The sequence below is a fragment of the Pleionea sp. CnH1-48 genome (assembly GCF_024124665.1).
Lineage (GTDB): Bacteria > Pseudomonadota > Gammaproteobacteria > Enterobacterales > Kangiellaceae > JAMXSB01.
Genome location: NZ_JAMXSB010000010.1, coordinates 177,687 through 194,141, shown reverse-complemented (window position 1 = coordinate 194,141; position 16,455 = coordinate 177,687). Strand labels below are relative to the sequence as shown.

Annotated in this window: 8 protein-coding genes; all 8 read right to left on the bottom strand. The window is 41.9% G+C overall.

Features of this window, described 5'->3' with window-relative positions; translation table 11 throughout:
• Positions 1 to 32 precede the first annotated feature (32 nt).
• The gene (locus tag NH399_RS16845) at positions 33 to 449 is read right to left on the bottom strand and encodes a hypothetical protein (protein ID WP_253042138.1); all 417 of its coding nucleotides are present in this window, start codon (positions 447 to 449) and stop codon (positions 33 to 35) included.
• A gap of 19 nt (positions 450 to 468) precedes the next feature.
• Positions 469 to 810, bottom strand: coding sequence for a hypothetical protein (locus tag NH399_RS16840; RefSeq protein ID WP_253042136.1), 342 nt, complete (start codon positions 808 to 810; stop codon positions 469 to 471).
• Positions 811 to 994: 184 nt separating this feature from the next.
• Complete coding sequence (locus NH399_RS16835) at positions 995 to 1,459, bottom strand: hypothetical protein (protein WP_253042134.1); 465 nt, start codon at positions 1,457 to 1,459, stop codon at positions 995 to 997.
• A 238-nt stretch (positions 1,460 to 1,697) separates the two neighbouring features.
• Positions 1,698 to 2,135, bottom strand: a complete 438-nt coding sequence (locus NH399_RS16830; protein WP_253042132.1) for a hypothetical protein — start codon at positions 2,133 to 2,135, stop codon at positions 1,698 to 1,700.
• 251 nt (positions 2,136 to 2,386) lie between these two features.
• A complete protein-coding gene (locus NH399_RS16825) occupies positions 2,387 to 12,802 on the bottom strand; it encodes a fibronectin type III domain-containing protein (protein WP_253042130.1) in 10,416 nt (3,471 codons plus the stop codon).
• Positions 12,803 to 12,847: 45 nt separating this feature from the next.
• A complete protein-coding gene (locus tag NH399_RS16820; protein ID WP_253042128.1) occupies positions 12,848 to 13,381 on the bottom strand; it encodes a fibronectin type III domain-containing protein in 534 nt (177 codons plus the stop codon).
• Between the two features lie 520 nt (positions 13,382 to 13,901).
• Complete coding sequence (locus NH399_RS16815) at positions 13,902 to 15,656, bottom strand: hypothetical protein (protein WP_253042126.1); 1,755 nt, start codon at positions 15,654 to 15,656, stop codon at positions 13,902 to 13,904.
• A 178-nt stretch (positions 15,657 to 15,834) separates the two neighbouring features.
• On the bottom strand, positions 15,835 to 16,317 hold the full coding sequence (locus NH399_RS16810; RefSeq protein ID WP_371876091.1) for a macro domain-containing protein: 483 nt from the start codon (positions 16,315 to 16,317) through the stop codon (positions 15,835 to 15,837).
• Positions 16,318 to 16,455 lie beyond the last annotated feature (138 nt).

Below are 16,455 nucleotides of genomic sequence, written 5' to 3'. Positions count from 1 at the left end.
TTTTATAAACAGACAGTAGATAATGAATACTTTCAGGAACGAGTATAAGGATAAAGAACGTTTCGATATGGCTTTTTTTCAAAATAAAAAGGCCCTGTGTGTTCCATATATTCAGATTGTGAAATATCCTGAGAGTCTGGGTCTTCCCATCCAAAGTTCTTCCAGACGACCATATTATCAATCAGCTCTACCGCAACGGTGACAGCTCCGCAGTATAAATCAGCACAGCAGGCACAAACATAGAGTGGAACCCTCCCTGACAGAAACTCTGAAGGTTCCTTTAGAAGCAACTGCCTAGCGTATTTAGGGTCAACAGATAGCATACCTAAACTATCCGTGATATCTAAATGCTTTGCCAGCTTTAGAGAGTCAACTTTAAAGTCGACAAAAGTTTCCTGCGGAAAGTTGGCCCTGCTAGCACTGTATAAGTCAAAGTCGTTAAACGTCACTAATTACTTATCCATTACGTTATAAAAATCGATGGCATTCAAACCTTTTATATAAAGTATTAACGCTGCTTGTAAAGGTTAGTGTTTTAGTATCCTTTATAACGCCTTGAATCATCACAGAGGATACAACCTTATCATCAACGACCAAATTCAACTTTTTTCCAGACTCAGAGAAAAGTTGATTGAGTTTTGCAACGCCTTGCTTATTAAAAGTGACTGAAAGCGAATCTTCTCCCATTCGTTCACACTTGACTATATCTTTGTATGTTACTTCATGTTCAATAGCTATTTTTTGAAACGTAACGGCCGAAGAGCCTGAGCTCCCCAGAACTAAGATAGCCATCAAAAATCCCAACTTCATCTTTACCCCTACATAACGAAATGCTACATGTTTGGATAGCACCCTATCAAAAGATTCATTGGCTACCAAGAAGGATTATTTACAGAGAAGGTGTCAAGTAAAGATTATGGAATACTTACAGTAAATAAGAAAAGCCCCATAACATTTGTATAGGGCTAGTATTCGAATAATTAAGAAGGATAAACTATTGTTCTATATCCACCAGATACATAGGTTGCTGCTGCAAATCATGAATGCCATGGAGCACGATGGTTTTGATTTCATTGGGGCACAGCTTTACGTTTCTACTTTTTACAAAGTTATCAGCAATCGAGCCTCCGTAGCGCAGACCTTTCATAAATGACTCAAACTGCTCTACTGCTTGTGCCTTCACTTTGTTAGCATCGAACTTCTTAACACCAGTCGCACGTGCGGTATTCATCAGCGCATTGTCTAAATCTTCAGCAAAAACATGGGATTTGGTGTCGATATTCAAAGAGGTATCCAAGGCGCAAATTTCGGATAGCAGGTTAATATTAATATAACGAGAATGACTCTCAATCATAATGCTTGCTACTTTTTCGACCAATTGCTTTTCATTAGCATCTGCGGCAGAAAAAGGGCTCACTGATACAGCGCACACAATCATAAAAAACCGTAGTAATTTCAAGGTCAAACTCCTTTGATGGGTCCCAAAACAGCAACTTCTACTTGCCTATAATAAAAGATAGTCAAAATCGGCCTGGTTGCCAGTAAAATCCGCTTCTGAGAACTCACTTATCAAGTTATTTTATCCTTTTCCCCTTCTTCTCTAAAAACTGCATGAACCCAGGGACCATATTCTCTTTCGTAAACATCCCAGTACCTTTCTTATGCTTAATAATATGATGTGCAGATGGCCATTATAATTAAACTAACTTAAGTCCTGAAGCCAACATAGACCCCCAAATTGACGAAAAATTTGGCTCAGATCTATCTCCCATCAATTTGAAGCCATTTCGAGTATTCTCAATGGCTTCAATGACAGATTTGGGCTCAAATAAGGGCAACAGATTTCCTTCATGATACCAATCCCATTTATTTTGCTTTGTTCGCTCCCAGCAATTGACAGTAATAAACCTGTCCTCCCACAGACTTGCCTCCAACCAGGCGTTGTGACTTGACGGTTGAATCTTGAACTCCAATTTCTCTAGCTTACCTTCTTCATAAACTTCAACAACTCGCTCAAGGGACATCGACCAAGAGTTGTATCTCAGAGATTTTCGTCGTTTTTCGATACTAGAAAGTATTCCACTAAGAAATGGACTATCAGATTCAGGAATGGTGAACTTTTTGTTTTTGGTCATATCGAAAAAAATCAGTGCTTAAGATAGAGTTCTGCACTCGTATCTGCTCACTGTCCATAATAATTTGGTTATTCGCTCATAAAAAAGCTCTTACTCGTTCCGCTCTTCACTTATAAAGCCTCAAATACCCTTCAACTTAGAATCTCAGTCGCTTAGAAAGTTTACTAAATTACTATCTTAGCGAGTAAAGTGGCAACAACACTTCGGCAAGTGCTATTGCCACCAACTATTGCTGACTCAGAAAATTAAAGTCAATTCGACTTATTCTTTCGCTTTAAAATTCTATCAAGCTTTTCCTGTATTCTCTTTCCTCTTTCTTTACGTCTTTGTTTATAACGCTCTAAAGACCTACCAGCTATCTCTCTCTTTTTAGCTTTCAGATCACTAATTATAGAGTTGAGCTCGAGTCGCTTGTCGATTAATGGCCGAATATGATTTTCTTCAATTCCCTTGCGAACTTCATACAGCATGCCTTTAACTCGCTCATCAAATGTAAATTCCATCGTTAACATTAGTGCTCTCTCCATGAAAAAGGGGACATCTAGAGGATCAGGCAGCTCTACATCTCTCAAGGTTGAATCACTTAAAACATCCATCTTTTGCTCATCCATATCATCACGAAGCGTTTGAGTCATTGCTTTCTCTTGTTTAACAATAAGATCTCTCAACTCTTCGTACGCTTTTATTTCTTCATTGAGATCTGCAATTTGTTTATCTTCATCCTCCGTTCGAGGATTGTCTCTCATCACTTTTCCATGTGGTTCCTTTTTCTCTTTTGTTTTTGGCTTCTCTTTCGGTTTTTCTTCAACTTTTGTTGGTTCGGTAGGGCTCTCACTAGCAATCTCGGATGGACTATTAATTTCCGAAGGCTTACTTACTTCACTTGGGGGCTCTTTAGTAGCTGTTACAGTAGAACCATTACTTTCTTCAGTTTCAAATTTAACAACAATAGGAACCCCACTTACAACCGACTTGCACATAAAGTCTGAAGCATTAAAGCAAACCTTTTGTGCTTTCATTGCAGAATAGCCACTAGGATCTGTTCCTGATAGAGGGTTATTCATAATGTAGGAGTAAGGATTCATCGATTGGCTATTACCAGGTTCCTGAATAACAGGGTCCACGCTCAGGAAGCGTCCTAGATTATAATCATAGGCTCGTCCATTCATATGAATAAGCTGACTCTCATCTAAATGTTCATGGTCTGTAAAGCCACGATTAGTGCTGGCACCAAGTAATTGTTGCAACGGCGTTTTATCACTCATGTTTTCACTTCTCGGACGACCAAAAGCATCAAAGCTATGAGATTTTCTTAAATTCCCTAGTTCATCTAACTCTGCAGTCATACTCCCCAAGCGGTCACGATGGAAATAAGTTGCTTCAAAACTGGTCTCTGCGTTGCCATCTACTATTTCTGCTACTATCGCAATGTCACCAACGTAACTTTTATGCTCCGTTGTCGTAGCGCCACTTACTGTTTTGACAACACGCTCATAGATTTTATCAATATAGATATGAGTCGTGGTCTCGTCATTCAAAGACTTGACCTTTTTATAACGCATTTGATCAGAGCCATAGAATATGGAGGCACTACTACTACTTGTTGGTTGCGTATCCAATGCCGTATTAATGGTACCCGTTGTTACTTCTATTTGAGTGGGTTTATTAAAGGCATTGTAGGAAATAGCGCGAATACCATCACTCACAAGATTACCATTTTTATCGTAATTATAGGTTCGAGCTCCCGCACCATTAGCCAGCATTACTGTTCGAACAGCATTAGGTCCTGCCCAGCCATTCGTAGCACTTCGTGGTTCGACATTGTAAGAATAAGCATCGGCACTATCGGCACTAAAGTCCGTTTTCTTTTTAATATTACCGACGGCATCGTAAGCAAAGAAATAATCTAGTGTATTCGGTGCTCCTGGTATACTTCTGGATGTTGAGATCAAACGATGTAAATCATCATAGACATAAGACTCTGTTGATACTTCATTTGCAGAATTAATCACAGTCTGCTGTTTCAGGTCGCCATATTCATTGTAGGCGTAAGCTAACTTCTGATATGAGAGCGAAGCATTTAGCCATTCGGTATCTTTCATCTGACCAGTAGCAGGATGGAAACTCCGCGTAAAGGTTGCGTTAGCCGCAGCTACATTGGTATGGGTCCAATTTCCTAACTCATCAACAGCAGTGACTTCTTGGTAAGTATAATTCGTCGCCGCATTATAAATACGCTTCAAATAACCTTCGTTGCTGTATTCATAGGCGACTGTTAGTCCTGACGGATATTCAATCGCTTTTGGCCTACCATAGTGACTGTCGTATTGAGTTTTCACTTCAAAACTATCACTTCCATCTATGGTTGTTTTAGTTGATATCAGCTGACAACGATTGTTGTAATGATAGGAGCGTACAAATTCATTCCCTTTCCATTCCTTCGAAGGAAAACCTAAACACTTATCGCTTGCCAATGTTGGGTTGTCATATTCAAACTGACTGATAGAGTTTTCGTTAGGTCCAGAGACCTCTCTTTTCCTAATACGACTCAAACCATCATAATCAAAATCGGTCATATTGCCCAACGCATCGGTTTTCGTATCTAATTCTCCAAAATCGGTATAAGTAAAGGTTGTACGTCCCATATTAGGGTCTTCAACCCATAACTTTTGCCCTAGGTCATTGTAAGTGGCTTTAATCTCTTTTGTATTAGCATCCTGCAATACAATCGGATTACCTGCACCATCGTAGGCATACTGTGTAATGCCACCAAGGGCATCGGTGGTTTGAACTAACTGCCCTGCTCCATTATAAAATCGATATAAATATTGCTCACCACCATTAACTTTAATACGAGTACGGTGAGGGTTATTTCCATAACCATATTCATACTCAGTATGCAATGACTGATCTACCGTTTGGTCTGTTGTTTTGCTAGTAGTTCGGCCAAGTATGTCATGAGTATACCGGGTTCCTAGTACAGTCGAGGTGGAAACGCTGGGTACCGACTCAAAGGTTTTACGCCCCAAATCGTCATAGGTTACATGGGCATAAACTTCCGAGCCATTAAATACCTCAGTACAAATCAATAAGGCACGATTTAGTTTGTCACGATATTCGGTGTTTTGAGGAGAACCTGCCGCATAGGTAGTGACTTTGTAAACCACATCGGGTTTACCAATACCATCACAGTTATCACAAACAGCATAACGTACATGGGAATCTGGCACGCCTTCTCGAGTTGTGGTTTGTAATCGACCGAACGCATCATACTCAAAAGTCTGATCTAGAATATTCACATCAGTAATTACTAAGGGCTTGCCAAACTTCTCATCAGTAATCACAGTTTTTTTGCCAATATCTGTGGTAATCGTTTCGACGAAATAATTATCAGAGGAGTAAGTCATGGTGATCTGACGAGCTTCGCTACCCGCTTCATTTTTAGAGGAAGCGGAAACTGGCAATCCGTAACCATTGTAAATGGTTTCTACAACACTGCCCTTTCCAAAGCCAGGCTTAACGGTCACCTCAGAAGGCTTTCGCGTATTTGTATCATATGAGTCAACAGTAGTTATCACTACCCTGTTACGATCTAACGAGGCATCATAAACCGAACGACTGTCTCCTTTCAGTTTAGCGGTCGTTACTTTGGTTGTCTTAAGCTTATCTATCCACCAGTTACTAATATCATGACTATCATAGACATATTCTGTTTTACTGGCTCTCACACCATAACGAGTATCTAACCGACTCCTCGACGATAAAATATTCCCGTAACTATCGTAAGCCGAACTAGCAAGTGAGAGGTTAGATAAGTCATTGCCTGGATTACTTAATCCCACATAACTCATGGATTTTGACAACCAACCACCACTATTAAGTTCATAAATCTGGTTGGTAGTTTTTGCAGCAATCGGCCAATAGGTCGATCCTGTTACAGGCTCCACTACGTAATAACCATTATTACGATCCGAGAGTAAACCATTAGAACAATTGGTATCCCCTGGCGTTTTCGCACAGGTTTTCACGCGTTGAACGGCCCCTGTTAACGGGAACTTCTGGTGGAAGTCGGTTACCGCTCGAACACCAGTTGGACCATCCATGATAACGGTTCTAAAGCCCTGAAAGCCTCGCCCCTGATTGTTGTAAACCGCGCCACGGTACCTATATTGAGTGGCATTTAAGCTCTCACCAATTCCGTTACTCTCCCAATGCTCAGCAACCACAGTCATCGATGATCCAAAATGGAAGTAATTGTGATCATTAGCGTTCAAAATGCTGTTGGTGTAATCGTGATCCGCATTATAGAAAGCTTCAAGATTAGTGCTAAAAGCGTCGCTGCTTAAGGGTTTGTAAGTCCATTGATTTTTAAACCCTAATCCATTGCTCACAGTCTTGATAACATCCGTTATTTCATAGCTCTCCGCATCGGCAGAAGCCCCTATGTTTCGGTTGATGTAAACCGTTTTTCCTAGAATACTTGCATCCTGTTGAGAGCCACCATTATCACTTGCATCGCTATTAAATTGGCAATTATTCACACCCAATTTACAGGTAAAAGTAGTGACCATATCCACCAGTCCATCACCATTAGCATCCATTACTGACTTCTCAACTGGCGCCGCAATGATATCTGTTTCTTTTACTTTTGCTGTGATGCTACCATCAACATTTTCATCAAAATAAATGGCTTTATATTTTCTCGCGGAAACGTCTTTACGAGCTCCATCAATAGGCTCTGGAATTTGAGTCATTGACTGCTTAACTGCCAAGCCCCATAACTCTTCATCACACATCCACTCAGTGGTTAATCCAGAGTGTCCATAATGAGTCACTCGCGAACAGGCAGAGGCCACTACAGAGTCAGCATAAAGCAACTCTGCTTTGCCATCTCCGTTGTAATCCATCATCGCGGTCTTTTCAATATTCGGCAATGAATAATAGTTTGGTTCACCTATGGTGAGCTCATAAGCATAATCACGCGTCGGTAACGAAATGTCTAAATCAGTCCAAGACGATTCAAACGTCCCTCCTAAATTCAGTTTATAACTTAGCTTGGGTGCAGATGCATTGATCCAATCAGGAAGCCCATCACCATTAATGTCATGGAAGAAATAGGCCTCACCATAAACAGCGAACCCATTGGTGCCATGGAAACCGCTAAATTCATAGGTATCGAACGTAATTCCGCCATTAGTCTGTGATTGTGACAACAACAATTGATAGGGCCTTGGCATCCCTTGCACGTTTCTTAAAGTCGCAGAGATCATCAGGTCAGGCGTACCATTACCATCCATGTCTCCGACCTCCTCAATAGTGCGAGTAAAGTCGTTGCTACCGAAAGTGCCTGGTGGTGTAAAAATTGGTAAAGTTGTTAAGTAAATACCATTATTGGCCACATAAGGCGCTGCGGAATTTAAAGTATTAAGATATAAATAGACCCGTGGGCTTCCCCATTGAACATCCGCTTCAAAAGTTACAATATCTGGCCAACCATCACCATTGTAATCAGTAAAGCTCATCACTTTTTCTGTTTCGTGGGGCAGATCAATACCCGTGTCTATCCATTGAGTGGTTCCGGTATAGCGCAGCAATAAGTTTCCATCATCGATCTTAAAGACATCGGTTTTTCCGTCCTGATTAAAGTCCGCAGCCATACAAGTGCGATTAAAACTCAACAATGACTTATGGAAGCAACCACCGAATTCTTCTAAGTGTCTGGCTTTTAATCCCAACTCGGCATTCACCATAAATCCTTGTTGATCAAGTACGCCGTCGAAATTGCTGTCTTTGGCTGGCCAGTCTTTAGTGCCGTCACCATTAATGTCTGCTTTTGGAATAATATCGGCAATAAGCTCTGCGTTATGAGCAGCATGAGTAGTTCCGCCGTCGTTGAACTCCACTTTTTCAAGTACATATTTAGGCGCCGCTTCCTGCCACTCAAAGGTAGTGCTTGGTAAGCAGTGAGCAACACTTTCAAGATAACCACACTCTTCTACACTGCGTAACAAAGTACGGCCACTGGATAAGCTTTTCGCACCGTAGCTCAAGTTGTACTGACGAATTAACTCCACGCCATAATAGGTTTGAATATTTTTAAGACGTAATGTGCTACGAGTTTTACCACCTGCAGTGTAAAAAGTTCGGTAGTCATTGTTTCGGTCTTCATAATCAAAGACCACTGAACGATCACCGCTACTGCCATTAAATCCTGTGTACTTAATGTTGTTTAAGGTGTACTCCCCTTCTCCTCGATGAGCGTAGTGATAAGTAATGTTGTTGCTCGCAGGATCTTCTTCTTTAGCAATTGCCCAGGTCATTACTTCGGTGACGCCATCTGCACTGTGACGAGAATCACTGGTAGTACCAAAATAAGCTTTGCGGCCATTTTTGTATTCCACAACAAATGAACTGCTAGCCGAATTGATGTTTCCAGATTGAGTCACTCGAGCAAAGCTATCGATTTCTGTACGATAAACAGTACCACTTGCACCATAAGCTCCGCTTACATTCATTAATCGTTGACCGTTCAAACACAGACGGTCACGTGTGGCATCGTATTGAGGAGCAGCCGTATAACCATCTTGCGCTTCCGTTGCAGAACAACGGCTGATAGCACCACCAGCACTCAAAGACCAACCTACACCAACAATACCGTTTCCACCACGAGACGAATAACTCAAAGCAACATTGGGCTGCATGCCCGCTCGGCCTGGTGCTATAGCAATTGGAATAGAGTAAGACGCTGAGCCACCAGAAACACCGCCGCTGCCTTCAACAGCACCAACAATTTCATTGGCTGGAACAGTGGGTTCAACGAAAGTTGCGTCAGGAACAACAGTTGGCGTTTTCGATGCCCAATCTGGAGATAAAACTATTGAAATAGATTTAATAGCACTGTAACTCGAGCATGACCAACTGAACTCATTACACCCTTTGACTCGATATTCATAAGTTCCATTAGCCGCAACATTAACGCTAAAGCTGGTGCTTGTCTCATTCGCAGCTAAAGTTGTCCAGCTTGCGCTATCAACTTTTTGTTGAAGCTCATAGTAGGTTGCTTTTGCAATACTGTTCCAGGCGACAACAAAACTATTAGAACTCATTTCGCTGCCAGCGGGTTGATTGATAGATGGTGTTGCAGGAATGCGTCGAACCTGAGTGTCGGAAGATACACTACTATAATTGGTGCAAGCCCAATCAAATTCGTTACACGCTCGAACACGGTAATCATAATTACCGCTGCTCTTAGCAGAAACGGTTTTGTTTAGAGAAGTGGTGTCACTGTCGATAACAGTCCAAGCACCATTATCTTTTCGTTCTTGTAAGTCATAAACAGTTACGGTTCCAGCAGGCTTCGCCCAACTGATGGTGTAACTGCCACTTGTGTTAGTCGCAGGACTGGTAGGAGCGACAGGTGTTGATGGAAGACTCCGCACGACAACTTGCAGCGAAGCAGCACTGTAACTCGAACAAGCAGAGCTGTTTCCATTACAGGCTTTGACTCTAAAGTCCCAACGACCATCTGTTAATCCCGATAGAGTGACGCTGTTATTTGTCTCACCCAGCTTTGCAGTTTCCCAGCTGCCAGAGTTCAAACGTTTTTGAACATCGTAATAAGTCGCGTTGGTAACAGCAATCCAGCCAACTCCTGCACTCCCCGTAGAAGTGGCAGGCACTATCGGTTCTGCTGGAGTAGAAGGAATTGATCTAACAATAGTATCTGATGACTCAGAACTATAAGCGGAACACGCCCATGAAAATTCATTACAGGCTCTGACTCGGAAGTCCCAAACACCATTGGTTAAATTGGTTAAGGTACTTGAAAGAGCCGCAACGCCATTGCTTCCAGCCAACCAGCTCCCAGTATTATTTAAGCGTTTTTCTACATCATAATAAGTTACGACGCCTGCGGGTTTAGTCCAGCTGATAGTAGCACTGCCCGTACTTTCTGAAGGGCTCGTTGGCGCGCTGGGCGCAGAAGGTTTTAAACGAACTCTAACGGTGTTTGCTAAGCTATAGTCAGAACACGCCCAAGAATTTGAATTACACGCCTGTACTCGATATTGATAATCGCTGCCATCAGCTTTTGACGAGAAGGCTTTTGATAGACTGGTGGTATTGCTCTCAACGGTTGCCCAGCTTCCACTATTAACTCTTTCTTGTAAGTTGTAAAAAGAAACACTACCCGAAGGTTTACTCCAACTGACGGTATAGCTCGTTGACGTAGAATTAATATCTGTTGGCTTTCCTGGTACTGAAGGTTTGAGTTCAACTCTCACCTGATTTGGTGCACTGTATTCTGAGCAAGACCAGAATTGTTCGTTACAGGCACGTACCCGATATTCATAAAGTGTATTATCTAATTTTCCACTTAAAACTTTACTTAAACCGATTGTATTCGTAGCGGCCATGCTCCAGTTACCACCCGCTACACGCTCCTGCAAATCATAATAGGTGACAGTACCAGCAGGCTTAGTCCAACTGACCGTAAAACTGCTTGAGGTTGAGTTGATATCATCAGGCTTCGACGGCGTAGAAGGTTTCAACCATACAACGACTTTTGAAGACGCATCGCTAAAACTCGAACAAGCCCAGGAAAACTCATTACAAGCTCTTACCTGAAAATCCCAGTTACCATCGGTTAATCCAGATATGCTGTGAGAATTTCCGATCGCCTGTGACTTAGCTGTTTCCCAACTGCCTAGTCGGTTACGTTTTTCAAGATCATAATAAGTTGCTCCGCTCACACTCCCCCAACTTACAGTAGCGCTGCCTGTTGAAGTAGCAGGCACAATAGGCACGGATGGTGTGGCAGGAATTATTCGCACCGTACTATCAGCTGACTCGGCACTGTAATCAGAGCACGCCCAGGAAAACTCATTACAGGCACGAACTCTAAAATCCCATGCCCCATCGGTTAGACCCGATAAAGTATTCGACGTGGTTGTTACACCACCGCTTCCCGTTAACCAACTTCCTGTGTTGTTTAAACGTTTTTGTAGATCGTAATAAGAAACTAACCCAGCAGGTTTAGTCCAACTGATGACAGCACTGCCTGTACTGGTTGATGGGCGTGTAGGGGCAACAGGAACCGAAGGTTTTAATCGAACTTTAATGCTGTTAGCAGGACTATAGGAACTGCATGACCACGAAAACCCATTACAAGCGCGAACCTGATATTCATAGTTAGTCCCATTGACTTTGCCAGAGAACGAATGAGAAATGGCTGCTGTTGGACCTGCAACGGTTGACCAACTACCGCCTGCTACTCGCTCCTGCAAATCGTAATAGGTAACAGTACCAGATGGCTTGCTCCATGAAACTGTGTAACTGGTAGAAATAGAATTAACATCATTCGGTTTCGATGGCGTAGAAGGTCTAAGCCGTACCGTCGTTTTTGCCGACGCACTACTGTACTCCGAGCACGCCCAACTGTGTCCATTACAGGCTCTGATTCTAAAATCCCAACTACCATCGGTTAGTCCTGATAGGGTTTCACTGATCCCGGTATCACCTGACTTTGCGGTTACCCAACTGCCGGAGTTATTTCGTTTTTGAAGATCATAGTAAGTGGCATTCGTTGCACTACTCCAGGTTACTATGGCATTTCCTGTTGAAGTAGAAGGAGCCATTGGCGCTGATGGCGTAGAAGGCTTTACCCGCACTGTGCTATCAGCCGACTCAGTACTATAGTTGGAGCATGCCCAGGAAAAATCGTTACAGGCTCGAACTCTGAAATCCCAAACACCATCAGTGAGACCAGACAAAGTACTCGAAGTAGTCGTTACGCCATTAGAACCCGTTAACCAACTGCCAGTATTGTTTAGGCGTTTCTGTAGATCATAGTAAGACACCAACCCAGCCGGTTTGCTCCAACTTATGACGGCACTGCCCGTACTTGTTGATGGGCGAGCAGGAGCCGCCGGAACCGAAGGTTTTAATCGAACTCTAACAAGGTTGGATGAACTATAAGCAGAACAAGACCAAGAATAGCTATTACAGGCTAAAACACGGTATTCATAATCAGTACCATTAACCTTACCAGATAGAGTTTTCGAAGTAGATGTCGTACTACTTTCAATCGTTGACCAGCTGCCTCCAACCACTCTTTCTTGTAATGTATAGTAGTTAACAGTTCCAGAAGGCTTGGTCCAACTAACGGTATAGCTGGTTGAAGTAGAGTTGATATCGCCAGGCTTTGCAGGTACCGAAGGTACAAACTCTACTCGAACGGTATTCGATGAACTGTATTCAGAACAAGACCAGGTATAACTGTTACAAGCCCTGACTCGATATTCATAAAGCGTGTTATCAAGTCTATTGCTAAAAGATTTTGACAACGCTGTTGTATTAACCACAACCGTTGACCAGTTTCCACCATTGATTCTTTGTTGTAGATCATAAAAAGTGACGGTCCCGGCTGGTTTGGTCCATGACACAGTATAATTGTTTGCGGTGGAATTAATATTTGCGGGCTTCGCAGGCACACTTGGCTTTAACTCTACTTTTACGCTATTAGGTACACTGTAATCGGTACATGCCCAGGAATATTGATTACAGGCTCTTACTCGATATTGATAACTCGTGTTATTGCTTTTACCACTAAAGCTTTTGCTTAGGGCTGTCGTGCCAGTGGCAACGGTATTCCAACTACCATTGGACACTCGCTCCTGTAGGTCGTAGTGGGTTACTGTTCCAGAAGGTTTTGTTCAAGAAACTGTGTAGCTGGTTGACGTTGCGTTGATACTTGCTGGGCTGGCAGGAATAGTTGGCGTATTACCTACAGTGAGTGTTGTTGTGCCCGTATTAAAGCCACTACAAATGGCTCCGTTACACGCTTTAACTCGATAGCGATAACTGCCGTCACTACGACCAGTTAAGTTTTTAACAGAGGTGGAGCCAACATAAACCTGAACCCAGGCGCCGCTGTTTTTTTGTTCTTCTAGTCGATACTCACTGACCGAACTGGTACTTGGATCCCAAAAAACTGTGAAGCTGCCACTATTACTGGTAGCAGGATAAGAAATGTTAGTCGGTTCTGTCGGTGTACTGTTGCAGTTGGAAAAGGCTTGGATTTTGCCACTTTTTAATTGAGCCTTTTGTTTTGTTGTTTGCTCACCGGGAGAGAATGCCAAAGGTTCGGGACAATCTGAAAAAGCCCAGGCACTGGATAATCCAAGGGGGAACACCGGGCTAAAACAAATAAATGATATTAAACAGAGTTGTTTTATTTTTTTTAACATACACTTTCCTAATTCTTTAGTATCCGAACTTAATCACGATAAATTCGTTAGCCAACAACAAAAAAAGAACATCAATAATTTAGATTTATAGGACGATGGAAGTGACTAATCCCATCTTTTGTCAACAGCAATGAAGTCTATAGAAAAGTTACGAGCGCCCACTATCACCATTCAGACAATCTTTTGCACTATTTCGCCAATCGAGGTTAAGACAAACCTAAGCTATTGATATTATTAAGCTTTAAAATGAGGCTTACTTGAGCTCTAATCTTCACTCTCTGTTGCTCTCGATGGAGTCACAACGGCTATTTCAGGAAGGGAAAACTATTAAGACATTATTTTTAATTGATATGAGCGACAGATTAAAGACTCAATTTATGTATGGAAATAGGAGAAATTATCTACAGATTCGAAAGTCGCAGAATGAGCGATACAAAAGAAAGCTCCCAGCCTTTTGCAAGACTGGGAGCTTGAGGTTTACAAGGAAAATAAGAAACTCTCCTCTTATAATCAAGGATAATTAGGACTTGAAGATGTAAACCAATCGATATGTCACCTCAGTTCCATCACGTTTGATGATAGGAAGATAAACGATGTCGTGCTCACCTTTAAGATCAGCCTCATCTCTAACATAAACGAGAGTGTTAACGCCATTAGTACGTCTAAACGCTAATCGGCCTTTCGTTATCGCGGTATTAGTTTTAGGTGCATCTAGCTTGAGTCCTACTTTAGGACCTTCAATTAATCCACCAAAAGACTTATTAGTGTTGTCGTTCCAAAGCTTTGAGTTTAGCTGAAGGCGAATATGCTTTCCTTGATAACGCGAACTGTCAGGGTGAATTGCCACAGACCACTTGTGCAAGTTGTTTTGTCCAATGGCTTTGAGTTTTTTAACATTTAGTATTAAATCACTGCTATCTTCAACTTCGATGGTTAATGTTTTAATTCGTGCATCATTATCGGCGTAATACTTATCTTCAGCCAATGCAAAATCGTTTCCGAAGTCATTCTTCTTCGCCCAACCAGAATCCCAAGGTGAATTTGGCGATGTGTATCGAGGCAGTTCAACATCCTTATAAATATTGCCACTATTATAAAAATTAACGAGGCCTCTTAAATCATCAGCCGTTCTTTTTAGTGCACCATCATCAACATGTGGAATATCACCGCTGGGATTTCCCATATTGGTTTCTACACGACGGGTTTGACCCCAACGACCTTCCCAATTCTCGAGATTACGATCTTCGAGCAACTCAATACGATTGTTTTTGCTTTCTCTCCAGGAATTCCACAAGATCACCGCAGGCTCACCATTTTTTTTGTACAGCGGCTCTCTGAATTTCACTAACTGACCGTTGTCCGTGACCAAATCTATAGTCTGCATCCAGTCAATTTTCCAGACAGGTTGGCTAGCAGAGTTACTGTTGTAAAGATCGACAACCTGTTTAAAAACAGACGCTTTAGAAGTGTAGTGGAAAGGTACCTGAGGAGTTCCCTCTGGGGCCATCGGGTATAAAGCGTGAGAATTTAAAGCCACGTGAATGCGTGGATGATGGCCACCATCACCGTGGTACCAGTTTAGCTTCTCATAGGGTGTAAAGGTTTCATGACCATGTGCCGATGTGACCAAGCCAAGAATTTTCGCAGGATAAGTTTTGTCGATAACCACTACCGCGTTTTCCCAGTCTCCATAATGTCTGGCTGCATTACACCATTCAAAGTTGCGACGTCGTGCATTATGATTAACCTCAAACTTCTTAAAAATTCTAGCACGGAAAATCTGGCAATCACTAAATGGCATTAACATAGAGTAAACCAGGTAAAGTCGTGTAGCAGATTCTCTGGTAGTCAAATAAATAGGCGTGTTTTTTATACGTCCAGCTTCAAAGGGCCGATGCTCGAAAACACTTGGCTTAAAACGCATGAAATCTTTGTCACTTCTTTTATTTAGACTCTTTCCTTTCTCACCGGTTAGATGCTCCAGAGTAGGATTGGTACTAACAGAATTATCAAAATCCCACACGATTTCACTGTGTTCTAGCAACTCTTCCATAGAGATGGGGAATGTGTATTCATAAGGATGGAAACGATACTGAGGTGCTAGCTTAGTTGCTAACTCTATCAATCCTTCTTCGGTATTGATTTCATCAATATTGATCTCTTGAGGATCGGCCAAAACACTGGTCGAAAAACATACACCCAAAAACAAAGCAGCTTTGTTCCAATAGGTAGATTGGTTTAGATAGGACAAACAAAATTGAATCATTGATTTCATATTCACACTTCTAAATTGATTAATAGACACTGGCCTTATACAGCCGCTGCCTTAGTAACGGGAATAGAAGTTAAGTTTCAGCTTAATTATCTAATTTCATGATTTAATTGAATGACTCTCCTTAGGAGATCAACAGAGGTTAAAACTGAGTCCGAAACCTCACCAGTACCCCTATTTTTCATGCGCCTTTAACTTCCCCTAACAATTCTAAATGATGGTTTACAGCACCTGCCAACCCACCTGTTTTAAGGATATTTCCACCAATAACGGTTTGATAGGCCAAATACATTTGTTTAGCACACAGTTCCGCTGGCATTTTTCCTTCTCCAGTACCGAGGCCAGGACATAAAATGCTTTGAATTTTTCTACCGCTCATTTGGTTATGTTGCTTAACCGATTGAAGAATGGCTTTAAAGGCCAGATAGGCGTTTACGGTATTGCTTACATCAGAAGGCACTCGCATTGTAGGAGCGCTAATAAGGAATGGAATTTGAGAGTTGTCAGTTTCAATAATGATTGCGTTACCGACGGGTATTTCACCATAGTATTCTTTTTCTAGTCTATATCTTACTTTGGACTCAAGCTCCCAACCAAAATGCTGACTGTATTTAAGATCTAACCCACCGTCCATATAGCCAAAACTGTTTGCAGGACTGACGATGGCATCGGCTTCTTACTCTAAGATATCGCCATCAATGACTTCAATATTGTTAACACCTTCAAAATACTTCTTCCATGCGTAAAATAAATCCAGTTGAAATGCTACAAGTTTAATTTTCAATAAGTTCTCCTTTGATTT